The 22,855-nt window shown below is 69.2% G+C and carries 24 protein-coding genes; 4 read left to right on the top strand and 20 right to left on the bottom strand.

Going from position 1 to position 22,855, the window contains the following annotated elements; genetic code table 11:
• Window positions 1–35: 35 nt before the first annotated feature.
• Entirely contained in the window at window positions 36–236 is a 201-nt protein-coding gene (locus tag B4V06_RS06805) for a VNG_1110C family protein (protein WP_123114734.1), read from the bottom strand.
• 160 nt (window positions 237–396) lie between these two features.
• Here B4V06_RS06805 and B4V06_RS06800 point away from each other — a divergent pair, with 160 nt between their 5' ends.
• Window positions 397–1,506, top strand: coding sequence for an OBG GTPase family GTP-binding protein (locus B4V06_RS06800; RefSeq protein WP_123114733.1), 1,110 nt, complete (start codon window positions 397–399; stop codon window positions 1,504–1,506).
• Between the two features lie 29 nt (window positions 1,507–1,535).
• Here the strand turns inward: B4V06_RS06800 and B4V06_RS06795 are convergent, their stop codons facing one another.
• Entirely contained in the window at window positions 1,536–2,684 is a 1,149-nt protein-coding gene (locus B4V06_RS06795; RefSeq protein WP_123114732.1) for an acyl-CoA dehydrogenase family protein, read from the bottom strand.
• 145 nt (window positions 2,685–2,829) lie between these two features.
• Here B4V06_RS06795 and B4V06_RS06790 point away from each other — a divergent pair, with 145 nt between their 5' ends.
• On the top strand, window positions 2,830–3,627 hold the full coding sequence (locus tag B4V06_RS06790; RefSeq protein ID WP_123114731.1) for an RIO1 family regulatory kinase/ATPase domain-containing protein: 798 nt from the start codon (window positions 2,830–2,832) through the stop codon (window positions 3,625–3,627).
• Between the two features lie 24 nt (window positions 3,628–3,651).
• Here B4V06_RS06790 and B4V06_RS06785 read toward each other — a convergent pair whose 3' ends face one another.
• The 6 genes from B4V06_RS06785 to B4V06_RS06760 all read right to left on the bottom strand — a co-directional run bounded on the left by B4V06_RS06785 (window position 3,652) and on the right by B4V06_RS06760 (window position 9,733).
• On the bottom strand, window positions 3,652–4,593 hold the full coding sequence (locus B4V06_RS06785) for a DMT family transporter (protein ID WP_498168561.1): 942 nt from the start codon (window positions 4,591–4,593) through the stop codon (window positions 3,652–3,654).
• 113 nt (window positions 4,594–4,706) lie between these two features.
• Window positions 4,707–5,489 (bottom strand): ABC transporter ATP-binding protein, encoded by a 783-nt coding sequence (locus tag B4V06_RS06780; RefSeq protein WP_498168558.1) that lies wholly within the window; start codon window positions 5,487–5,489, stop codon window positions 4,707–4,709.
• Window positions 5,486–6,274, bottom strand: coding sequence for an ABC transporter ATP-binding protein (locus tag B4V06_RS06775; protein WP_498168556.1), 789 nt, complete (start codon window positions 6,272–6,274; stop codon window positions 5,486–5,488). The genes B4V06_RS06780 and B4V06_RS06775 overlap by 4 nt, the downstream gene beginning before the upstream one ends.
• Entirely contained in the window at window positions 6,267–7,448 is a 1,182-nt protein-coding gene (locus tag B4V06_RS06770; RefSeq protein WP_123114729.1) for a branched-chain amino acid ABC transporter permease, read from the bottom strand. The genes B4V06_RS06775 and B4V06_RS06770 overlap by 8 nt, the downstream gene beginning before the upstream one ends.
• Window positions 7,445–8,404, bottom strand: coding sequence for a branched-chain amino acid ABC transporter permease (locus tag B4V06_RS06765; RefSeq protein WP_123114728.1), 960 nt, complete (start codon window positions 8,402–8,404; stop codon window positions 7,445–7,447). The genes B4V06_RS06770 and B4V06_RS06765 overlap by 4 nt, the downstream gene beginning before the upstream one ends.
• A 9-nt stretch (window positions 8,405–8,413) precedes the next feature.
• Complete coding sequence (locus tag B4V06_RS06760; protein ID WP_123114727.1) at window positions 8,414–9,733, bottom strand: ABC transporter substrate-binding protein; 1,320 nt, start codon at window positions 9,731–9,733, stop codon at window positions 8,414–8,416.
• 206 nt (window positions 9,734–9,939) lie between these two features.
• Here B4V06_RS06760 and B4V06_RS06755 point away from each other — a divergent pair, with 206 nt between their 5' ends.
• Window positions 9,940–10,806, top strand: coding sequence for a proline dehydrogenase family protein (locus B4V06_RS06755; RefSeq protein WP_498168552.1), 867 nt, complete (start codon window positions 9,940–9,942; stop codon window positions 10,804–10,806).
• Between the two features lie 13 nt (window positions 10,807–10,819).
• On the opposite strand, the gene B4V06_RS06750 is transcribed toward B4V06_RS06755, so the two are convergent.
• The gene (locus tag B4V06_RS06750) at window positions 10,820–11,557 is read right to left on the bottom strand and encodes a helix-turn-helix domain-containing protein (RefSeq protein WP_498168550.1); all 738 of its coding nucleotides are present in this window, start codon (window positions 11,555–11,557) and stop codon (window positions 10,820–10,822) included.
• An 89-nt stretch (window positions 11,558–11,646) separates the two neighbouring features.
• Here B4V06_RS06750 and B4V06_RS06745 point away from each other — a divergent pair, with 89 nt between their 5' ends.
• Window positions 11,647–13,167 (top strand): aldehyde dehydrogenase family protein, encoded by a 1,521-nt coding sequence (locus B4V06_RS06745; RefSeq protein ID WP_123114724.1) that lies wholly within the window; start codon window positions 11,647–11,649, stop codon window positions 13,165–13,167.
• Window positions 13,168–13,207: 40 nt separating this feature from the next.
• Here the strand turns inward: B4V06_RS06745 and B4V06_RS06740 are convergent, their stop codons facing one another.
• From B4V06_RS06740 to B4V06_RS06690, 11 genes are all read right to left on the bottom strand, one after another.
• Window positions 13,208–14,119 (bottom strand): transcriptional regulator TbsP domain-containing protein, encoded by a 912-nt coding sequence (locus B4V06_RS06740; protein WP_123114723.1) that lies wholly within the window; start codon window positions 14,117–14,119, stop codon window positions 13,208–13,210.
• A gap of 116 nt (window positions 14,120–14,235) precedes the next feature.
• Window positions 14,236–14,553 carry a CGCGG family putative rSAM-modified RiPP protein gene (locus B4V06_RS06735; protein ID WP_123114722.1) on the bottom strand — a complete coding sequence of 106 codons (318 nt, stop codon included), beginning with the start codon at window positions 14,551–14,553 and terminating at the stop codon, window positions 14,236–14,238.
• A 43-nt stretch (window positions 14,554–14,596) separates the two neighbouring features.
• Window positions 14,597–15,271: a helix-turn-helix domain-containing protein gene (locus B4V06_RS06730; protein ID WP_498168546.1), complete on the bottom strand. Its 675-nt coding sequence runs from the start codon at window positions 15,269–15,271 to the stop codon at window positions 14,597–14,599.
• A gap of 86 nt (window positions 15,272–15,357) precedes the next feature.
• The gene (locus B4V06_RS06725) at window positions 15,358–15,843 is read right to left on the bottom strand and encodes a halocyanin domain-containing protein (RefSeq protein ID WP_123114720.1); all 486 of its coding nucleotides are present in this window, start codon (window positions 15,841–15,843) and stop codon (window positions 15,358–15,360) included.
• Window positions 15,844–15,976: 133 nt separating this feature from the next.
• Entirely contained in the window at window positions 15,977–16,249 is a 273-nt protein-coding gene (locus B4V06_RS06720; protein ID WP_123114719.1) for a DUF2249 domain-containing protein, read from the bottom strand.
• A gap of 225 nt (window positions 16,250–16,474) precedes the next feature.
• Window positions 16,475–17,443: an ABC transporter permease gene (locus B4V06_RS06715; RefSeq protein WP_123114718.1), complete on the bottom strand. Its 969-nt coding sequence runs from the start codon at window positions 17,441–17,443 to the stop codon at window positions 16,475–16,477.
• Window positions 17,440–18,237, bottom strand: coding sequence for an ABC transporter ATP-binding protein (locus B4V06_RS06710; protein WP_498168541.1), 798 nt, complete (start codon window positions 18,235–18,237; stop codon window positions 17,440–17,442). The genes B4V06_RS06715 and B4V06_RS06710 overlap by 4 nt, the downstream gene beginning before the upstream one ends.
• The gene (gene nosD, locus B4V06_RS06705; protein WP_498168538.1) at window positions 18,234–19,748 is read right to left on the bottom strand and encodes a nitrous oxide reductase family maturation protein NosD; all 1,515 of its coding nucleotides are present in this window, start codon (window positions 19,746–19,748) and stop codon (window positions 18,234–18,236) included. Before nosD ends, B4V06_RS06710 begins: the two co-directional genes overlap by 4 nt.
• Entirely contained in the window at window positions 19,738–20,511 is a 774-nt protein-coding gene (locus B4V06_RS06700; protein ID WP_498168536.1) for a hypothetical protein, read from the bottom strand. The genes nosD and B4V06_RS06700 overlap by 11 nt, the downstream gene beginning before the upstream one ends.
• A gap of 4 nt (window positions 20,512–20,515) precedes the next feature.
• Window positions 20,516–22,429, bottom strand: coding sequence for a TAT-dependent nitrous-oxide reductase (nosZ, locus tag B4V06_RS06695; protein WP_123114715.1), 1,914 nt, complete (start codon window positions 22,427–22,429; stop codon window positions 20,516–20,518).
• A complete protein-coding gene (locus tag B4V06_RS06690; RefSeq protein ID WP_123114714.1) occupies window positions 22,426–22,785 on the bottom strand; it encodes a BlaI/MecI/CopY family transcriptional regulator in 360 nt (119 codons plus the stop codon). The genes nosZ and B4V06_RS06690 overlap by 4 nt, the downstream gene beginning before the upstream one ends.
• Window positions 22,786–22,855 lie beyond the last annotated feature (70 nt).

The following is a 22,855-nucleotide window of genomic DNA, read 5'->3' as shown; positions in this document are numbered from 1 at the left end:
TCGCGGGGGAAGCTCAGCGATTAAAAAAAAATTCGCTACGCGACCGCGACGCCGTTCCGGGCGAGGAAGTCGCTTGCGGCCTTGATCTCGACGGGGCTGCCGATGATTCGGTAGTAGCCGTCGGCCTCGACGACGGTCACGGTGAACCGGTCCCGGAGCCGCTCTCCGATGCCCTCGAGGGCGTGACACGGGAGGACGATCTGGGTGCTGTCACGGAGGCTCGACGGATCGGGCATTCGACGTGCAGACGGATCGTGCGTCGCGGATATAACCGTGTCGAATCGTCAACACGATGGTGGAGATTCGCACGGTCCGCCGGGGCGTCGGAACCGCGGACGGACCGCCCGGCGGCCCGAAGGAACACCTTTAACGAGCCGAACGGCCGACTGTACGCTAATGGGACTGGAAGAGGAGATTGAGGACCTCCGCGAGGAGATCGCCAACACGCCCTACAACAAGGCCACGGAGGCCCACATCGGGCGCCTGAAGGCGAAGCTCGCGGAGAAAAAAGAGAAGCTGGAGAACCAGTCCTCCGCCGGCGGCGGTCACGGCTACGCGGTCGAGAAGCACGGCGACGCCACGGTCGCGCTGGTCGGGTTCCCGAGCGTGGGGAAGTCCACCCTCATCAACGCCCTCACCAACGCCGACAGCGAGGTCGGCTCCTACGAGTTCACGACGCTCGACGTCAACCCCGGCATGCTGAAGTATCGCGGCGCGAACATCCAGATCCTCGACGTGCCGGGCCTGATCGAGGGCGCCGCGGGCGGTCGCGGGGGCGGGAAGGAGGTCCTCTCGGTCGTCCGGACCGCGGACCTGGTCGTGTTCATGCTCTCCGTGTTCGAGATCGAGCAGTACGACCGCCTCCGCGAGGAGTTATACGAGACCAACATCCGGCTCGACACGGAGCCGCCGAACATCAACATCCGGAAGACCCACAAGGACGGGATCGGGGTGACGATGAGCGACGACGTGAGCCTCGACGAGGGGACGGTCAAGCAGGTGCTCCGCGAGTACGGCTACGTCAACGCCAAGGTGACGATCCCCCACGACCTCACGATCGACGAGCTCGTCGACGCGGTCATGGACAACCGGGAGTACCTCCCGTCGATGGTGACGGTGAACAAGGCCGACCTCATCGACAAGAGCTACCTCCCGACGGTCAAAGAGGAACTCCGCGAACGCGACCTCGACCCCGACGACGTCCTCTTCATCTCCGCGGAGAAGGAGCTCGGACTCGACGGGCTCAAAGACCGGCTCTGGGAGGAACTCGGCCTCATCCGCATTTATATGGACAAGCCCGGCCGCGGCGTCGACTACGAGGAGCCGCTGGTCTTATTCGAGGGCGACACGGTCGGCGACGCCTGCGAGAAGATCGGCGGCGAGTTCGACGAGCGGTTCAAGTTCGCGCGCGTGTCCGGTCAGAGCGCGAAACACGACGACCAGCAGGTCGGCAAGGGCCACGAGCTGGCGGACGAGGACGTGCTCCGGATCGTCGCGCGGAAGTGAGTCTGCGAGTTATCGCGTGAGTCCGTGAGTCAGAGCCCCAGCTCCCGGCCGAGCACGACGTGCTGTATCTCGCTGGTCCCCTCGCCGATCTCCATCAGCTTCGCGTCGCGGTAGAACCGCTGGGGAGCGAAGTCGGTCGTGTAGCCGTAGCCGCCGAGCGTCTGGACCGCCTCCTCGGCGACCTCGCGGGCGGCCTCGCTGGCGTCGAGCTTCGCCAGCGCCGACTCACGCGTCACCGACTCGCCGGCGTCGTACGTCGTCGCGGCCTTGTGCGTGAGCAGCCGCGCACGCTCGGTCTGCCGGTGCATGTGGACCACCTTGTCGCGGATCGCGTCGAACTTCGCGATCGGCTTGCCGAACTGCTCGCGCTCGCCGGCGTACTCCTTGGCGGCCTCGTAGGCGCCCTGCGCGAGCCCGACCGACAGCGCCGCGATGGAGATCCGCCCGCCGTCGAGCGTCTTCATCGTCTGCGTCCACCCGTCGCCCTCCTCGCCGAGCAGCCGGTCCTCGGGGATCCGGACGTCGTCCAACTGGATCTCGCAGGTCGGCGAGGAGTTGAGTCCCATCTTGTCCCAGACGGTCGTGACCTCGAACCCGTCGTCGTTCTCCGGGTCGACGATGAACGTCGAGATGCCGTCGTACCCCGCGCCGGGGTCGGTGACGGCCTTCACCAGCACGCTGTTGGCGACGTTGGCGTTCGTGATGAACTGCTTCGTCCCGTTCAGCACGTACTCGCCCGCGTCGGCGTCGAACTCGGCGGTCGTGTCCATGTCGGAGGCGTCGGAGCCGCTGCCGGGCTCGGTGAGCGCCCACGCGCCGATCCCGCCGCCCTCGGCGAGCGGGCGGAGCCACTCCTCCTTCTGTTCGGGCGTCCCGAACAGCTCGATAGGCTTCGCGCCCAGTGAGGTGTGGGCGGCGTACGAGAGCCCGATCCCGCCGGAGACGCGGCCCAGTTCCTCGGTGACGAGGGCGTACATGAGCTGATCGCCGCCGAGCCCGCCGTACTCCTCGCTCACCGGGACGCCCATCATATCGAGGGCGTTCAGCTCGGCGAACACCTCGTCGGGGAACCGGTGTTCGTCCTCGATCTCCTGGGCGATCGGCCGGATCTCCTCCTCGCAGAACTCCCGGACGGTGTCGCGTATCATCCGGTGTTCCGCGGGTAGCTCGAAGTCCATGGGCAAGAATTGCGACCGCTCGACATAAACGATGCGAACGTTCGTGAATGTTTGGCGGCCGTCTCGGCACGCGCACCGGCCGAACGGCGCTCTGGCCGTTCACCGAGGACGCCATTTAAGCGTCGGCGCCGCGTTCGGTTCCCACATGGAGCTCCGCCGGCTCGTGCGCGGTCGCGTGGACTGGCCCGACATCGAGCGGGTCGTCCGAGAGCTGGCGGACCGGTACGACCGCGACGAGATGCGGGTGCGCTTCCTCGACGCGGACAACTGGCTGTCGACGCCGATGGTCCTCGACGACGACCTGTTCGTGAAGGTGATCACGAGGCAGAACACGCTCGTCCACACGCTGTTCACCACCGGGCGCAACCTCGGCGCCGTCTCCGCCGGCACGGAGGGCTTCTTCGAGCGCTACGAGACCCCCTACGAGATGGCCCGTCACGAGCTGGAGGCGACGCGGAAGGTCCGCGAGCTCGGCGTCAACGCCCCGGAGCCGGTCGAGGCGCTGGAGGTCGGCGACCTCGGCGTCGTCGTGTTGGAGTACCTCCCCGAGTTTCGGACGCTCGACGAGCTCGACCGGGGGGCCGTCGGGGAGCTGGCGCCCGCGCTGTTCGAGACCCTCCGGACGATCCACGACGCCGGGCTCGCACACGGCGACCTCCGGGCGGAGAACGTCCTCGTGCGCGACGGCGACCTGTACGTCATCGACGCGACGAGCGTGAGCGAAGAGGGCCGCGAGTCGGCGCGGTCGTACGACCTCGCGAGCGCGCTCGCCGCGCTGGAACCCCTCATCGGCGCGCCGGACGCGATCGACGCCGCGCTGGAGAGCTACTCCGCCGCCGAGCTGCTCGCGGCCCGGCGGTTCCTCGACTTCGTCGCGATCCGCCCGGACCACGACTTCGAGGCCGCGGAGCTGAAAGGGGAACTGGAGAAGCGGACGACGTAGCGGGACCGCGGACCCGCCGGCCTCTCAGGCTTCTCCCGCGGCCGGCTCCGGCGAATCGTCGGGGGATGCGGCGCGCTCTCGGCTCACGATCCAGATGCCGACGGCCATCAGGGCGCCGCCCGCGAGGAAGCCCGACCCGAGCGCCTCCCCCAGCAGCGCGGCACCGAACGCTGCCCCGACGGCGGGCTGCGCGAAGAAGAAGACGGCGACGGTCCCCGCGGAGACGTACTCCAGGCCTTTGTACCAGAGGAACCACGCCGCCGCCGTCGACGCGAGCCCGAGGTACAACACGGCGCCGGCCGACTCGAGGGTCACCGGGAGGTCGGCCGGCGAGAGCCCGACGTACCACAGCTCGACGGCGGCGGCGACACCCAGCATCGGGACGCTCGCCAGCGACGAGTACGTCGCCGCGCGGAGCGCCCCGTGGCGCCTGACCGCGCGGAGCCCCCAGACGGTGTAGCCGGCCCACCCCGCGCTCCCGACGAGCAGGAGCGCTACGCCGACGAGGTTGCCGGCGGCGATAGACGCGATCTCGTACTGCCCCGCGATGACGACCGCGGTGCCGATCCCCGCGACGGCCATCCCGGCGGCCTTCGTCGCCGTGACCCGCTCGCCGAGCACGAGCGCGCCCAACGCGACGGTGAACACGGGCGTCAACACCGTCAGCAGCGATCCCTGACTGGCGTTCGTCAGCTCGGTGCCGACGAACTGGGTGGCGACCGTCAGCGTCACCCAGCCGCCGAGCGCCGCGAACGTCCGCCACTCCTCGCGCGCCGGTCCGGGACCGCCGCGGCCGGCGACGACGAGCCAGAGCGCTCCGGCTCCGAGCGCGACCCGGAGGAAGCCGAGCGTCACCGGCGGGACCAGCGTGAACCCCCACTTGCTGACGACGTACATCCCGCCCCACAGCGCCGCGGCTGCGAGGGGAGCGAGGGCGAACGCGTACCGTCCGAGCGTGGCTGGCATGGAGTGGAAGACGGGCCGAATCGCGGTCCGTTCGCGGGAGGGCGGCGGCACGTGTTGAATACGGCGATACGGGTCGAAGTCGGTGACGCGAGTCGAAACCGGGACGGGGAGACTCAGCCGCCCAGGTACAGCTGCGAGACCTCCTCGTCGTTCAGCAGCTCCTCGGGCGTTCCCTCGAACCGGACGGTCCCTTGGTCGAGGACGTAGCCGCGGTCGGAGATGCCGAGCCCCTTCGTCACGTTCTGCTCGACCATGAGGATCGCCGTGTCCATGTCGTTGACCTCCCGGACGTCCTCGAACACGTCGTCGGCGGTGTTGGGCGCGAGCCCCGCCGACGGCTCGTCGATGAGGAGCACGTCGGGCTCCATCACCAGGGCCCGTGCGAACGCGAGCACCTGCCGCTGACCGCCGGAGAGCGTCCGCGCCTTCGCGGTGCGCTTCTCCTCGATGATCGGGAACCGGTCGTACAGCGTCCCGATCACCTCGTCGAGGCCGCCGTCGCGGGCGACGCCGCCCATCCGGAGGTTCTCGTCGATCGTCAGCGAGCCGAACACGTTGTCGGTCTGGGGGACGTAGCCGATCCCCTCGCGGACGATCGCCTCTGGCGCCATCCCGCCGATGTCGCGGCCGTGGTACTCGACGGTCCCCGTCCACGGGGTCAACATCCCGAACGCCGTCTTGAGGACCGTCGACTTCCCGGCTCCGTTGGGGCCGACGAGACAGACGATCTCGCCCGGGTCGAGTCGGACCGAGCAGTCGTCGAGCACCTGTACCTCGCCGTACCCGCTGTCGACGCCCGATAGCGAGAGCACGGAGTCGGTTCCGCCGCGAGCCCCGTCCGCGGGCCCGGTTCCGTCGTGAGCCCCGTCCGCGGGCCCGGTTGTGTCGTCGCTCATGTCCCGCCTCCGAGGTACGCGTCGATGACGCGGTCGTCGTTACGGACCCCCTCCGGTGTCCCCTCGGTCAGGACGTGTCCCTGATCGAGGACGACGATCGGGTCCGCCAGGTCCATCACGAACTCCATGTCGTGCTCGATGAGCAGGAACGTCGTCCCCTGCTCGTTGAGCCGCCGGATCTGGTCCTTGAGCTTCTTCGCCAGCGTCGGGTTCACCCCCGCCACCGGCTCGTCGAGCAGCAGCACCTCCGGCTCGGCGAGCATCGCCCGCGCGAGCTCGACGAGCTTCATCTGCCCGCCGGAGATGTCGGTCGCGGGCTGGGCGGCGAGGTGGTCGATCTCGAAGTCCGCCAGTATCCGCTCCGCCTCGGCGAGGTTCTTCGACTCGCTCTCGTCGACCGACCCCGGCGAGGTGAACAGCGTGAGGAACGACTCGCCGGGCTGTTTCCGGGGGCCGACGAGCATCGCCTCGCGGACCGTCATCCCCTCGAGCTTGCGCGGGGTCTGGAACGTCCGAATGAGCCCGTGGTCGGCGACCTCGTACGGTTCCATCCCGGTCACGTCGGTCCCGTTCACCTCGACGGTCCCGCCGTCCGGTTCGTAGAAGCCGGAGATGAGGTTAAAGAGGGTCGACTTTCCGGCGCCGTTCGGGCCGATGAGTCCGGTGATCGTGCCGCGCTCGACCGCGAACGTCGCGTGGTCGGTCGCCGCGAGCCCGCCGAACGACTTCTGGAGGTCGTCGACGCGCAGGACGGCGTCCTTCTTGGGGAGGGCGCCCTCACTCATCGCCGCCACCTCCCTTCTGTTCTCGGACGCCGCTGTCGGGCGTCTCAGGCGTTCCGCCGCCCTCGACCGCGCTCGGCCAGATCAGCTCCCGCTGCGGCGGAAGGACGCCCTGCGGCCGGTAGCGCATCACGGCGACGATCACGACTCCGATCAGCAGCAGCCGCAGCGGTGCGGGGTCGATCGGCAGCGCCACATCGTTTAAGAATCGGGTCCCCTCGCGGATCGTGACGATCACGATGCCGCCGAACAGCGCTCCGCGGTTGGAGCCGCTACCGCCTAAGATTACGGCGACCCACGCGTAGAACGTCGTGATCGGGTCCAGATCGCCCGGCCCGACGTAGAGGTTCAGGTGTGCGTAGAACACGCCCGCCAGCGCCATGATCAGGCTGCCGAGGATGAACGACTGCATCTTGAACGAGTAGGTGTTCTTCCCGAGCGCCCGAGCGAGGTCCTCGTCGGAGCGGATCGTGCGCAGCACGCGCCCCCACGGCGACTGATGTGCGCGCCGAAGGACGAAGTACGCGGCCCCCGCGAACGCCAGCACCAACAGGACGTTCAGCGACGCCTGCCAGAACGCCGTCTCTAAGATTACCGGCGACCCGGGGATCACCTCCAGCCGGAGCCCCGGCATCGCCTCCGGGAACGTCGAGAGCACCGGCCACCCGACGAAGAAGCTCGGGATGCCGCGCAGCCCCGCGCTGCCGTTCGTCAGCCAGCGCTCGTTTAAGACGATCAGCCGCACGACCTCGGCGAGCCCGAGCGACGCGATGGCGAGGTAATCGGCGCGGAGCCGGAGCGTCGGGATACCGATGATCAGCGCCAGCGCGAGCGCGACGACGAGCGCGACGGCGAGCCCGACGAGGGGACTGAAGCCGCCGGCGATCGGCGAGCCGCTCGCGGTCATCAGCGCGGTGCCGTACGCGCCGATGCCGAAGAACGCGGCGACGCTGAAGTTGATCAGTCCCGTGAACCCCCACTGGGCGTTCAGCCCGAACGACAACAGCGAGTACATCCCCGCCAGTCCGACGAGGAACAGGAAGTACGTCGGACCGAGCGCGCCGGTGAGCATCGCGACGAAGAGGAACAGCACGAACGCGACGCTGACGCCGAGCACCCACTCCTCCGGGCGGCTCAGGTCGGCGACCGCCGCCCTCGGGTCGTCGAGGAGGCTCACGTCGCAGCCTCCCCGGCGATCCCGTTGGGCCGGACCAACAGCACGACGACCATGATCACGAACGCGATCGCGTTCGCGTACTCGATGGTGATCATGTTCTCGATCACGGTCGCGAGCCAGTTCGGACGGATCGGTAGCGCCTCGACCACGTTGGAGAAGAACGGCGTTAGCTGGTTTATCATGCCGATGAGGAATCCGCCCGCCATCGCGCCGTACACGGAGCCTATCCCGCCGAGGATCACCGCCGCGAAGATCACCAGCAGGAGGTTAAACCCCATCCGGGGCGCAAGCTGGTTGAAGAGTCCGAGGAACACGCCGCCCGCGCCGGCGAGCCCGGCGCCGATGACCCACGTCCACAGCTTGACCCGCTTCGTTCGGATACCGCTGACCCGCGCGAGGTCGGGGTTGTCCGCCATCGCGCGCATCTTCCGACCGAGGTCGGTGTACTGGAGCAAGACGTGGAGCCCGACCACGAGCACCACCGCCGATCCGAATATCGCGACGTCGTGGAGCGTTATCCGGACGCCGTACGGGACCAACGCCTCGATCGGCCGCAGCGGTTGGAGGTCGAACCGGGTGAAGTCGGAACCGAACCGGATCTGGATCACCGCGCGGTAGATGAACGCGATCCCGATCGACGTGATCAGCAGGCCGATCGAGTCGACGTCGAGCGGCTCGTAGATGAGCTTCTCGGTGGCGACCGCCACCACCGCCGCGGCGGCGATGCCGACGACCAAGGCCACGAAGAAGCCGTACGGGAGTCCCAGCACCGCGCCGCCGAGCCCGCCGACCGCGCCGAAGGTCACGAGCGCCGAGTACGCGCCGATCGTCATCGTGTCGCCGTGTGCGAAGTTCGCGAAGTCCGCGATGCTGTACACCAGCGACAGCCCGATGCTCCCGAGGACGATGATGCTGCTGAACACCAACCCGTTAGCCAGGTATCCGAGGACGGTCATCGGTCGGGATTACCCTTCGATGAAGTCGATGCCTTCGTACGCGTGGTCTTGGACCTCCAAGACCTGAAGGAAGCCGACCGGGTCCCCGTTCTCGTCGAAGTCGATGGGGCCGCTGACCCCCTGGTAATCGACGTCGTCGGGGCCGCCGCCGTCCGCGAGGATCTCGCTGGCGGCCTCGAACGAGGTCACCGTCTCGCCCTCGGGGCCCGAGACGCGCCGAACGGTGTCCTGGAGCGCCTCGCCGGTGAACTCGTCGGCGGCCTGAATCGCGAGCGCGGCGTTGATCACGCAGTCGTACGCGTACGCCGCCCACGAGGTCGGCTGCTGGCCGTACTCGGACTCGAAGGCGTCCGCGAACGACTGGTAGTTCTCCTCCTCGACGGGCGCGGACGGAACGACGATCTTCATCTCCTCGATGCTCCCCTCGGGGGTGTTCTCGAGGACGTTGTCGCCGGAGACGGAGTCGGCGCCGTAGAACTGCGCCTCGTACCCCGAGGAGTACACCTCGTTGACCATCGTCGCGAACTCGGCCTGATAGGTGATGAACAGCCACGCGTCGGCGCCGGAGCTGTTCATCTCCGAGATGACGCTGGAGTACGACTGCTGGTCCTGGTCGTGGGGCGTGTTGTAGACGATCTCGCCGTCGTACGCGTTGACGAACGCGTCGGTGAGGCTCTGGCCGTAGTCGTTGTTGACGTAGGTGATCGCCACCTCGTCGTAGCCGTCGTCGCTGATCAGGTTCGAGAGCGCGAGCGACTGGCTCCGTCCCGACGGCGACATCCGGAGCAGTCCCGGGAACTCGGTGAGGTTGAGGCCGGTGGAGTTCTGGCTCAGCTGGACGACGTCGGACCCCTCGACGACGCTCTCGTAGATGGCCAGCGAGACGCCGGAGCCGACCGCGCCGATCAGGAACGGGACGCCGTCCTGGTTGACGAGCTTCTGGGCGGCAGCGATCCCGCCCTGGTTTTCGCTTTCGGAGTCCTCGACGACGATATCGAGGTCTCGCCCGTTAATGCCGACCTCGTTGACGCGCGAGAGAGCGAGGTTGACGCCGCGCTGGTTCCGCTCGCCGAACGCCGACAGCGACCCGGTCTGCGAGTCGACCATCCCGACCTCGTAGGCCTCCGTGGAGTCGTCGCTGTCGCTTCCGTCGTCGGATCCGTCGCTCCCGTCGTCGCCGTCGCTTCCGTCGTCGCCGTCCGACCCGTCGCTCCCGTCTCCGCCGTCGTCGGTCGTGCTCAGACAGCCCGACAGGGCGACGAGCCCCGCACCGCCGGTCAGTTTCAGCAGCGTTCGCCGGTCCGCCAGATCCGTGGTATCTCGTGACATATGTGACCTGGTATCTCCGTGGACATCGGGGTATCTTAACCCCGGCCCGTCCATGGTCGGGCCGCCCGTACATGTTCCTCTCCGCCGCCGCGATAGGCGGTCGTGGCACGGGCGGGGGATTGGAGTGGAATATTTATTTGGGCTTTTAATACTCGTAATAATTGGTCGGGTGCCCATATATACCGATACGGATCCGCGGTGTGGATATGATACCGCCAATCGCGAGTAACTTCGTCGCAGGGGAGACTCCGGAGGCGGCGCTCGACCACGTCGAGGGGCTCAACGACCGCGGCGTGGCCGGCATCCTGAACCTGCTCGGCGAGCACTACGAGGAGCGACCGCCGGCCGACGCCGACGCCGACGCGTACGTCGACCTCGTCGGGGCGATCGCGGAGCGCGGCGTCGACGCCTGCGTCTCCGTGAAGTCGAGCCAGATCGGCCTCGACGTCGGCGACGACGTCTTCGAGGAGAACCTCGCGCGCATCGTCGAGGCGGCCAACGCCCCGGCGGCGACCGGTCCGGACGGGACGGGCACGTTCGTCTGGATCGACATGGAGGACCACGAGACCACCGACGTGACGCTCGACGCGTTCGAGCGGCACGCCCTCGACACCGACGGCAACGTCGGCGTCTGCGTGCAGGCGAACCTGAAGCGAACGCGGGACGACCTCGAGCGGCTCGCCGACTTCCCGGGGAAGGTCCGGCTCGTCAAGGGCGCGTACGACGAGCCAGCCGAACTCTCGTACAAGGAGAAGGCCCGCGTCGACGAGTCGTACCGCGACTGCCTCGCGTACATGTTCGAGGCGTTCGACGACGGGATCGCCGTCGGGAGCCACGACCCCGCGATGATCGAGCACGCGAAGGAACTGCACGCCGAGCACGGCACCCCCTACGAGGTGCAGATGCTGACCGGCGTCCGGGAGTCGGCGCAGTTCGAGCTCGCGGCCGAAGACGACGTGGCGGTCTACCAGTACATCCCGTACGGGACCAAGTGGTTCTCCTACTTCTACCGGCGGATCCGAGAGCGCAAGTCGAACGCGCTGTTCGCGCTGCGAGCGGTCGTGGGGAACTGATCCGAGGCGGCGGTCACGGATCGAGCAGCTTCGCCTCCGCCTTCCGGAGGTGTTCGAGCAGGGTCGTCTTCGAGACGTCCATGTCGTCGGCGAGCTCGCGGGTCGACGTCTCGCGCGGCCACTCGTAGTACCCCGCCTCGCGGGCGTGTTCGTACACGTCCCGCTGGGTTGGCGTCAGCGTGTCGAGCCGCTGCTCGCGGAGAGTCCGCCCCGCGTGCCCCGACGACGACATCGACTCCACGGTCACCTCGGCGCCGGAGTCCGCCTGGACCGCGTCGAGCGACTCCCGGATCTCGGTCCGCTCGCCGACGAAACACACCTGCCACTCCTCGCGGCCGTCCTCGATCCGGACCGGCGCGCTGTGGACGAACCCGTGTTCGAGCAGCGTCGGACACACCATGTCGGCCGGGTCGTACTCCAGGAAGAACTCGCGGACGACGTTGCCCGGGGCGTCCCTCGCGCGCCCGAATCGCTCCTGGAGCTCGAGCAGGTTCCCCGCCCGGTCGGACTCGCGGATCGCGTCGAGCAGCGCCTCGACCTCCTCGTTCGTGTCGGCGAACGCCGTGAACAGGCCGTTCACCGAGTTCGGCGCGTCGCGGTCGGTCCGCGGCGAGTTGTATATCGCGTGGGCGAGGACGCCGCCCGCGGTTCTGTTCGTCGCCTCGATCGCCCAGCAGTTCGGATGCCACAGGTCGAGCGTGAGCCGAGTCCCCGACCACTCGTCCGCCCCGGTCGCGTCTGTCGTCGCCATTACTACCTCTTCCGTGGTACCGCATCACAAAGACTCTGCCGCCCATGGTCGGGTGGGATATTTGGGCGCGGCGACGGTAAGCACCGTCCATGTCGGAGCCGTACCAACACTACATCGACGGCGAGTGGGTCTCGGGCGCGGGCTCGGAGACCTTCGAGAGCGAGAACCCGGCGACCGGGGAGTCACTCGGCGAGTTCCGGCAGGGGACCCCCGAGGACGTCGACCGCGCGGTCGACGCGGCCGACGAGGCGTTCGCGGAGTGGCGCGAGCTCTCCCGAATCGAGCGCGCCGAGTACCTCTGGGACGTGTACCACGAGCTGCGCGAGCGCACCGACGAGCTCGGACGGGTCGTCACCAAGGAGTGCGGGAAGGAGATCAGCGAGGGGAAGGCGGACGTCGTCGAGGCCGCCCACATGGTCGAGTGGGCCGCGGGCGACGCGCGTCACCCGAAGGGCGACATCGTCCCCTCCGAGATCCCGGCGAAGGACGCGTACATGCGCCGGAAGCCCCGCGGCGTCACGGGCTGTATCACCCCGTGGAACTTCCCCGTCGCGATCCCCTACTGGCACATGGCAATTGCCCTGGTGGAGGGGAACACCGTCGTCTTCAAGCCGGCCGAGCAGACCCCGTGGTGCGCGCAGATCATCGCGGAGATGTTCGACGACGCCGGGATCCCGGACGGCGTGTTCAACATGGTCCAGGGGTTCGGCGACGCCGGCAACGCGATCGTCGAGCACGACGACGTGGAGACGGTCATCTTCACCGGCTCGGCGGAGGTCGGCCACCTGATCCAGGACAAGCTCGGCGGGGTCCCCGGCAAGCGCGTCGCCTGCGAGATGGGCGGCAAGAACGCGATCGTCGTCACCGAGGCGGCCGACCTCGACGTCGCGGTCCACTCCGCGGTGATGTCCTCGTTTAAGACGACCGGGCAGCGCTGCGTCTCCTCCGAGCGCCTGATCGTCCACACCGACGTGTACGACGAGTTCAAGGAGCGGTTCGTCGAGATCGCCGAGGACGTCGCCGTCGGCGACCCGCTCGACGAAGACACGTTCATGGGGCCGCTCATCGAGGCCGAGCACTACGAGAAGGTCGCGGAGTACAACGAGCTCGCCCGCAGCGAGGGCGTGAACGTCCTCGTCGACCGCACCGACCTCGACGCCGACGAGGTCCCCGACGGCCACGAGGACGGCCACTGGATCGGCCCGTTCGTCTACGAGGCCGACCCCAGCGAGGACCTCCGGTGTACCCACGAGGAGGTGTTCGGGCCGCACGTCGCGCTGCTCGAGTACGACGGCGACATCGAGCGCGCGGTCGCGATCCAGAACGACACCGAGTACGGGCTCGCCGGCGCGATCGTCTCCGAGGACTACCGACAGATCAACTACTACCGCGACCGCGCCGAGCTCGGGCTCGCGTACGGGAACCTCCCCTGTATCGGCGCCGAGGTCCAGCTCCCGTTCGGCGGCGTCAAGAAGTCCGGCAACGGCTACCCCTCCGCCCGGGAGGCCATCGAGGCGGTCACCGACCGCACCGCGTGGACCCTGAACAACTCGACGGAGATCGAGATGGCGCAGGGGCTCTCGGCCGACATCAAGACGAAAGACGACTGAGGGCGGCCGCCCTCGCGGAGCCGTTTTTAAGTATCCCGCATCAGACCGCGTCCAGCGCCGCCGCGACCGCCTCTATCGGCCCGTCGGCGTCGGCGAGCCCGCCGCGGGCGACGAGCCGCTCTCGAGGGCGACCGACCCGCTGCGGGACCGACTCCGTCCCGAGCAGTCCCGCGTCGCGGAGCTCCCGCTTGATCCGCGTGAACGTCGCCGAGCTCCCGAGCCCGGCGTCCTCGCAGGCGCGACGCAGGTCGCGGTCGAGCGCGCCGCGCTGGACACCGACCACGTACGCGCGGCGGCGCGCGCCGGCCAGATCGAGGGCGTCGCCGTCGACGACTCCGGCGTCGAGCGCGCGGATCGCGTCGCCCGCGACGTCGAGGCCGCAGCGCTCCCGCAGCGCCTCGTACGCGCGACGGCGACTCGGCGTCCGCACGCCGCGCACCTCGGCCGCTTCGACGAGCGGGGCGTAGCGCTCCCGGAGCGTCGGGTCGTCGCCGACTCGACACCACGTCTCGGGACCGTCACCGGCGTCGGTGTTCTCGTGCTTCGAGCCCTCGGCCGGGACGAGCGCGAATCCCGTCGTTCGACCGACGAGAGCCGCGTTCGGCTGTGGCTCCGGCAGCGTCAGGAGGTCCCAGACCTCCGCCTCCACGAGCGCCGCGAGCCGGCTCGCGGGATGGAAGCGGTCGACGACGGCGTCGGCCGCGCGGTCGCTCGCGAGGACGGTGAGCGTCGGAAGCTCCGAGGGGAGCGTCTCCGATAACGCTGGCGAGTCCCCCTCCGCTTCGGCCCGAAGCGTCGACGGGTCTGGGTCGACGAGCCCCGGCGCCGCCTCGCGGTACGCCTCGACCGCCGCCGTCAACAGCGACGGCGACGGGTCCACGAGCACCGGATCGGCGTGGGTCCCGATCGCTCCCGGCCCGTCCGCGAACGGCAGGGTCGGATCGGGGGACACGGCCTCTTCTACGGGACGGACGGAATATAAATGGCAACGGGCGCAGCCGCTTGGCTGTCGGGGGAAGTACGGCGGTCGGTTGGGGGAAGGCCGCTCGTCCGTCCCGCGTTGGCCTTTTAAGAAACGTCCACGCGGGTGACGTGACCGCCGCAGCCGCACCGCTCGACGTACTCCGGGTCGAGGCCATCGCGTTCCTCGCGGAGCGCGTCGTAGAGGAACGCCTCTGGATGGCCGAGGTCGCCGTGGGTGACCAAGTTGACGTGGTTCCCCGGGGTCGTGTGGTCGACGGCCGCGAGCGCGTCGCGGACCGCCAGTTCCGGGTCGTTGGCGTACTTCGGCTCCTCCAAGTTCGCCGACCAGGAGTTGTCGTGGACTCGGTCGGTGATCGGTTCGGCGGTCTCGTCGTGGTCGTGGTCGTCGGTGGGTTCGGTCATGGGGGTCTCGTCGTGATCGAGTCGCGCTATCCGTCGGTCGCCGTTACGAGTCGACGGCCGCGATCTCCGGCTCGTCCTCGAGGGGGCGACTGGGCAGGTCGTCCACGAACTCCCGGATCACCGTTCGCTGGACGCGCTGGAGCGTCTCGCTGCAGGTCGATTTCGCGATCCCGACGTGGTCGGCGACCTCCGTCAGGGTGGCGCGACGCGGCACGTCGTAGTAGCCGAGGTCGACGGCCGCGAGCAGAAGTTCCCGCTGTCGGTCCGTCAGCAGGCGGGCGGGGTTGACGCGCTGACGCACGCGCTCGACCTCGAATTCGAGGCCGACCTCGCGCAGCCGTCGGCCCATCTCGGCGACGCGCTCGTGTTCGCCCGTGACTTCGACCTCCGCCACGCCGTCCTCGATGTCTAAGGGCATCTCGATCGGGAGTCCCGAGCGCTTCGCCGCCAGCAACAGCAGCGGCGCGTCCGTCTCCACCCGGGCCGTGACGACGCCGTCCTCCCGCGCCATCACCGACACGGCGGTCAGCGCGTCGTGGCCTTCCATCGCCGACAGTACCGCGTCGGCGTCGCGTGCGGTGACCCTGACCAGGGCGAAGCCGGCGCTCTCGCCGGGGACCGCGGCGAGCACGCGGAACCCCGCGTCGGGGAACTCGCGCGAGACGTCGGCTATCCACGGTCCGTCGGGCAGGTCGACGAGGAGGCGTGCTTGGGGCATCTGTGTGGGTCGGTGGTGATGTCAGTCGTCAGTCCGCTGCGGTCGGTGGTCGGGGCGGGTCGGGATCCAAATCGATCGTCGCGGCGTCACTCGACGTAGACGGCGCCCTTCATCCCGACCGCTTCGTGGGGGGTGCACACGTAGGTGTGGATCCCGGACTCCTCGAAGGTGTGCTCGAAGGTGTGCCCCTCCTCGCCGATGGTCTCGCTCTCGAAGTCGCCGTCGGACCCGGACACGTTGTGCTGGCCGCCCTCGCCGGTCCACTCCCACGTGACCGTCGTCCCGGACGACACCGCGACCGCCGCCGGACCGAACGCCAGCCCCTCGCCGGCGCCGACGTCGACGGTCACGGAGTCGGAGCCGGTCATGTCGACCGTCTGCTCGTAGTTGTTGGCGTCGTCGAACCAGCCGTCGTAGTCCGGCTCCTCCGAGAGGAACTGCTGGCCACCGCCGTCTCCGCTCCCGCCGTCGCCGCCGTCTCCGCTCCCGCCACAGCCGGCGAGCGCGGTGGCCGCGCCGAGCGCCGCGGTCGTTCGAACGAAGGTTCTCCGGTCGAGTGTGCGTCGGGTCATGCGCTTCGGCGTAGGGGAGTAGGGGGAATACCTTCGGCGCATATTCCCGGACTGCGGAGGAGTGGACCGAACTGTTCGGCTCGGTGTATATAAACGACGGCAGCGGGCCCGCGCTCGGCGCCGAGGACGCGAATCAGTCGTCCGCCGCGGCCCAGATTGCCGTGACGACGCCGTCGTCGGTCTCGACCGTGTCGTGCGCGTAGCCGCGGTCCGCGAGCTTCGGGAACAGGAACTGCGGAGCCCGGTCGTTGTGTTGCACGAGGACGGTTTCGTCCGGCAGGTCCGCGAGCAGTTCGAGCGTCTGCCGGAGCGGCTCCGGCGGGCCGAGATCGGCCACGTCGAGCGTCTCGACTTGGCGGTCGGTCGGCGCGTCCGTCTCTTCGAGGACCGACGTCTCCGGTGTCATGTCCGGGTATCCGCGCCCGACGGGCCCGTCAGTTATCCCGAACGTGTTCGGTTCCGCCGTCGCGCGCCTCCCGTCGCTCGCGATACCCGCCGAGCCGACGCGCGTCGCTGGCGATTCGCTCGGTGTCGGTTCGGATTGGAGTACAGGGGACGGTGGAGAACGGGAGAGCGGTGGAGTGCGGGAGAGCGGTGGAGAACTGGCGGGCGGTGGAGTGTGGGCCGGAGGTCAGAGCCGACGCCGGCGGACGAGTCGCGCCGCGACGGCGATCGGGGCGACACACCACGCGGCCAACGCGGCAGCGAGGGACGCCGTCGAGAGGCCGCTGCCGGCGAGGACGGCGGTGAACCCGCCGCCAGCGGTGGTCCCGAGCCCGCTCAACACGAGCACGCGGAACGCGCTCACCGGGTTCGAGAAGACGAGCGCGGAGAGGACGGCGTCGGGGAGCTCGAACGCGGCGACGACGCCGAGCGCGATCAGGTCGTGGACCAGGACGAACCAGACCCACACGAGCAGGGCCGCGCCGAGCGCGTGCGTCTTCTCGCGGGCGACGGTCGACAACAGCACCGCGATCGCCAGGAACGCGGCGCCGGCGCCGACGGCGCCGACGAGGAACCCGAGGAAGGACGGCCACTCGCCGAGCCCGAACTCGCGGACGATCAGCACGCCGCTGAACCCGAACCCGAGCACCGTCGCGCCCGCGAGCACCGTCAGCCGACCGAGGTACGTCCCGGCGACGACCTCGCTGCGCCGGACGGGCAGCGAGAACATCACCGCGAGCCATCCCTCGTCCTCGCGGCCGACGACGGCGTCGTACCCGAGCGCGAGCGCCGCGAGCGGGATCAGGTACGCGGCGAGGCTCGTCAGGGACGCCACGACGCGCTCGGCGCCCTCCGGCCCGACCGCCGAGCCGCTGAACGTCAGCATCATCCCGCCGAAGACGACGAACAGGCCGGTCAGCGCGAGCGCCCAGCGGCTCCGGACGGCGAGCCGGTACTCGGTCACGGCGACGACGAAGACGTGACGGAGCGCGCCCCGAACGCCCTCGACGGTCGGGTTTTCGGTCACCCCGGAGGTCGCCGACGGAGACGGGGGCGTCTCGCCGTCGTCGGTCGGCTCCTCGTCCCCCGCGCTGAACACCGCCGCGTCCGGGTGGAGAGCGTCCGAACGCGTCTCCGCGGAGTCCGTCTCGGTCATGACGTCACCTCCCCGCGGTCGGCCCGCGAATCCCCCGCCTGCTCGTCGGCGACCGCCGCTCGGAAGACCGCTCGGAGCCCGCGCTGACCGCGGCGCTCGCCCGTCGGCTCGTCGCCCGATTCTCCGATGTCGGCCGCGAGCTCCTCGATGGAGCCGGACGCGCGCACTCGACCGTCGTGGAGCACTGCCGCGCGGTCACAGAGCCGCTCGACCTCGGGGAGAACGTGCGAGCAGAAGACCACCGTCGCGTCCGTCTCGGCGGTGATCTCCTCGACGATGACGTGGAACTCGTCGACGCCGCGGGGGTCGAGCCCCGCGGTCGGCTCGTCCAGTATCAGAACGTCGGGGTCCGGAAGCAGCACCGTCGCCAGACCGAGTCGACGTTGCATCCCGTTCGAGTAGCCCGAGACGCGGCGGTCGGCCTCGTCCGGGGTCAGCCCGACGCGCTCGACGGCGCGAGCGACCCGTCCGTCCCCCGGGAGCCCGCGGATCGCCGAGTGGACGGCGAGCACCTCCCGCCCGGTGAGCCCGTCGGGGAATCCGACGTGTTCGGGGAGGTAGCCGACGCGCTCGCGGATCCGTCGCCCGTCCTCGGTCACGTCGGACCCGCCGACGGAGACCGTCCCCGCGTCCGGGCGGTCGTGACCCACGAGCAGTCGGAACAGGGTCGATTTCCCGGCCCCGTTGGTGCCCAGGATCCCGAACGTCGACCCGCTCGGGATCGAGAGCGAGAGCCCGTCGAGGGCGGTCACGTCTCCGTACGCCTTCCGAACGTCGCTCGCGTCGATTCTCATGATGTGGCCTCCGTGTCGGTCTCTCGGTCCGCGTCCGTCTCCCCCGTCTCGGTCGGTTCGTAGGCGCGCCAGTCGTGGTTCGGCTCGGTGAGCGGGCGGCGGTCGACGACGCCGGGCGCCTCGATGACGGGGAACGAGCTCTCGGCGAGCCGCACCGCCTCGAACGCCGGGCTGTTCGCGAACACCGCCGCCTGCGGCCGCTCGGCGACGATGTTCTCGACGAGTCCGACGGGGCGGTGGCGGATCTCGCTTATCCCGTCGCCGTCGCGGTCGGCGACGCGGGCGCCCGACCAGTAGTTGCCGCGGTCGGTGTCGTTCCACTCCACGAGCGTGGTTCGCGGCGTCTGGACCGCACGGTCGTTGCGGACGAGGCTGTTGCCCGCGACGACCTCGTTCTCGCTGCCGGCGGAGCTGTGGATCCCGATCGCGTTGCGGTACAACAGGTTGTCGAGGATCCGGTTGTCCTGTGCGTTGTAGATGTACAGCCCGTCGCGGTTGGCGACGAGGTGATTCCCGGCTATCGTCGACTCCTCGATGTCCTTCGCGAGGATGCCGTGGCCGCTGGTGCCCTCGCTCCGCAGGGCGGTGTTGTTCCGGACCGTCAGCCCCTCGCTCACCATGAGGGCGTAGCCGACGCCGTTGTCGGCGGCGACGTTGTCGACGAGGCGGTTGTCGTCCGAGTACATGTAGTGGACGCCGTACCGGGTGTGTCGAATCGTGTTGTTCTCGGCGAGGACGTCCGTCGCCCACGAGAAGTAGATCCCGTCCCGAGTGGCCGTGATCTCGCTGTCGCGGACGACGGTCCCGCTCGTCTCGAACAGGTGGATCCCGTTCCCGCGGTCGGTCACCGGGTAGACGTCCTCGCGGCCGTCGATACGCACGTCTTCGATCACGGCGTCGTCGACCCCGTCAACCCAGATCCCGTAGGCCGTGTCGGTGATCCGGACCGTCTCGATCCGGGCGTCCGCGCCGGCGACGAACACCCCGGCGTCCTCGGTGTCGAGGTCGCTGCCCGAGCCGCGGATCCAGACGCCGGAGACGGTGACGTTGTCGCCGCTCAGCGTGAGCACGCGCCCCTCGCCGCCGCCGTCGATCACGGCGCCGTCCTCGCTCGCGACGATCTCGAGGTCGTCGACGCTCGCGTTCACGCGCTCCTCGAACCGGCCGTCGAGGACGACGGTGTCGCCCGGATCAGCGGCGTCGACCGCCGCCTGCGCCGACGCGAACGACTCGCCGCCGACGGCGGCGGTCCCGTCGCGCTCGGGCGCGGTCACCTCGGTCGCCGCGACGTCTGTCGCGACGTCGAGACCGGAGGCGCTGGAGTCGTTCGCCGGGATTCCGGCTCCGACGGCGTTCGTGTATCCGTCGGCGGCGGCGGCCGCGCTGCCGGGCGCCCCGGTCGCACCCGCGGCGAGCGGGAGCGCGAGCGCGATCACGGCGACGACGCAGGCGGCCACGAGGAAGCCGGTTTCGAGCCGGCCGACCGACAGGCCGAACCGGTCACCTGACATGGTCGCCACCACCGATCTCCGGGTTCCGGTCGGCGTCTCGGTCCCGCTCGGACTCATCGCTCGGTTCCTCGTCGCGGTCGCGGATCGCTCCGGGGAACGCGCGGGCCAGTTCCGGGAGCTCGTCGACCGTCGCGTCGAGGTCCCGCGCGAGGTACGCGACGGCGAGCAGCGCGACCGCGATGAGGGTCATGTAGCCGCCCGGTCCGAACCACGCGAAGCCGCTGATGTTGGCCACCGCGTAGGGGCCCAGAAGCGGCGGCGTGAACGATTCGATGCCGCGGAGCGGCGCGTTCGGGTCCAGCGAGTGACCGGCCTGGTAGAGCCGGTACTGGATGAACGCGAACATGCCGACGAAGACGGCGATCGTCCCGACGAGCTGCGCGGTGAGTCCGGCTTTGAGCTTGCGGACCGTCGGCGCGAACGCGACGAAGGCGCCGGTGAAGGCGAGCCCCGCGAACACGACCGGACCGAGCAGCCACTCGGGGACGTCTATCGCCGCCTCGCTGACGTCGTAGTTCGGCTCGATGTACACCGGGTCGGGGTAGTGGAACCCGGCGTACTTGTTGAGCCCCTGTACCTCGGCGAAGTCGCCGCCCAGACGCGGATACGCGTACAGCTCGATGAGCAGCTCCTGGCCGGGATACTGCGGCGCCGTGAGCGTGATCCGCCACATCGGGACCAGCAGCGCGCCGACGAGCAGCACCGCGGCAGCTAACGGCAGCGCGCGTCGGATCTCGGTCAACCGCGTGAGCGACGATGACATGGCGTTATTCCTCCGGCTCGACGATGAGCCGCGAGCGCATCTCCAGGTGCAGCGCGCTGCAGAAGTGCGCGCAGTAGACCCAGTAGACGCCCGGCTCGTCGGCGGTGAACGTCACCTTCCGCGTCTCCTGCGGGGCGACGCGCATGTGGACGTCGTGGTCGGGGATCGCCACCGAGTGGAGCATGTCGCTCGTCGTCTCGATGTTCGTCACCTGCATCTCGACGGTGTCGCCCTCCGTGACGGTCATCTCCTGGAACCCGTAGTGGTTCCGCGTCGAGTACATCTCGATCTCGACGCGGTCGTCGGCGACCCGCTCCATCGACTCCTCGCCCTCGTCGGTGTACTCGAGTTCGAGGTCGTCGGGGTCGTACGTCTTCGCGGGGTCGAGCTTCGAGCGGTGACAGATCGACGCGTCGTGCGGCTCCGCGTGTGCGGGCGAGTCCTTCACGTGTTCCATCCCGGCCTCGTCGTCGCCGATGTAGATCAGCTGGTCGTTCTCGGGGTGCTGCGGGCCGACCGGCAGGAACCGGTCTTTCGACAGCTTGTTGAGCGAGATGAGCCAGTCGCCGGCCGGGTCCTCCGTGTACGACTCCGAGGCGATCAGGTGACCGGGGTTGTAGTGGACGTCGATCTTCTCGATGACGGGGCTCTCGGACCGTGCATCGGCCTCGACGGCCTTCTCGATGTCCCACTTGACAACCTGCGAATCGATGAACAGCGACGTGTACGCGTGCCCGCGGCCGTCGTAGGCGGTGTGGAGCGGACCGAGCCCGAGCTTCGGCTGGCCGACGATGGCGTCGGTCGGATCGTCGACCTCGTCGATCTTGTCGATCTGGATGACCGACGCGGTCGGGTCGAGCTTCCCGCTCGCGATCGCGTACTTGTTATCCGGCGTGACGCTGATCCCGTGCGGGCTCTTCGGCGTCGGGATGTAGTGGACGACCGGGTCGTCGCCCTGGTTGAGCGGGCTGTCCTTTCGGCCGTCCACGACGGGGACCTCGTTTATCATCTCGTAGTCGCCCGCCTCGACGGCCGCCTCGATCCGCGGGATGTCGAACGCTTTGACGTTGTCGCGGTCCGACCGGGTCATCCCCTTCTCGGTGACGGCGCCCTCGCTGTTGTAGCCCGTGGTGAAGAAGTACCGCCCCTCCTTGCTCCCGTCCCCGTTGTCCATGTTGCCGTCGACGAGGACCTCCCACTCGACGTTCATCGACTCGGGTTCGATCGCGGCGAGGACGGCGCCGTACTCGTCGGGGTCGTGTAAGTCGCCCGTCCCGTCGTTGGGGATCGGCGTGCGGAACTCGCCGACGCCGAAGATGAGGTCCGTGTCGGGCAGCTGCGCGCAGGACCCGTGCGTCCCCTGCTGGTTCGGGATGTCGACGATGGCGTCGGTCTCGAAATACGTCAGGTCGATCCGGGCCATCCGGCCGTTCGCCTTGTCGTTGACGTACGCGAACCGGCCGTCGTAGTCGCCGTCGGTCTGGCTGATCCGCGGGTGGTGCGTGTCGCCCCAGGTGTAGCCGCCGGCCTCCTCGAGCATCTCGCGGCTCTCGTCGTCGTGCCCGTAGCCGCGCCCGCTGTCCCGCTGGAACACCGGGATACGGATGAGCTCGCGCATGGACGGGAGCCCGACGACGCGGACGTCGCCGGACTGACCGCCGCCGAGGAACGCGTAGTACTCGTCCATCTCGCCCGGCGGGACCGAGTGACCGGGGGCGGCCGAGACAGTCCCGTCGCCCTCGTCGCTGAGCAGGCTGGTACAGCCGGCGAGCCCGCTGAGGCCGCCGACCGCGGCCCCGGCCTTCATGAAGTCCCGTCGGCGGAGTCCGGGGAGCAGCGAATCGAACCCGTCCGGCGATTCGTTCTGCTGTTCGTCTGGTTCCTCCTCGTTCGCCGGCTGCTGAGTGTGTCGTGTCATGAGCGTTCGTCGATGTCGTCGTCACGCGCTGTTCGGACCGCGATCCGCTCGATCGCTCGATCGCCGAGAACGGCGCGGAGTTCGGCGACGAACTCCGGGATCAGTCGTCGTCGGGCGGCCTCGGCGTCGAACCGGTAGCGGTGCCGGGTCGCCCCGCGGTGGGACTCGGTCTCCCGTTCGACGAGCCCCTTTTCGACGAGGCGGTCGACGGTCCGCTTCACCGTCGTGTACGCGACGTCGTCGCCGCGGCGCGTGACCGCGTCGTGTAGGTCGCGGGCCGCGAGGGTGTCGTCGGCGCGCCGCAGGACGGCGAGAAGCTCGCGTTCCCGCGGTCCGAGCTGTGTCCACTGGGTCATGGGCGGTCGGAGCCGAAGCGATCGGTTCGACCCCGCTACTGATCAGTACGGTCGAACCGCCCGGGTACCT

Source organism: Halorubrum sp. B53, from assembly GCF_059752395.1.
The sequence above is the reverse complement of the archived record's forward strand: the minus strand, read 5'-3'. Positions and strand labels throughout refer to the sequence as shown.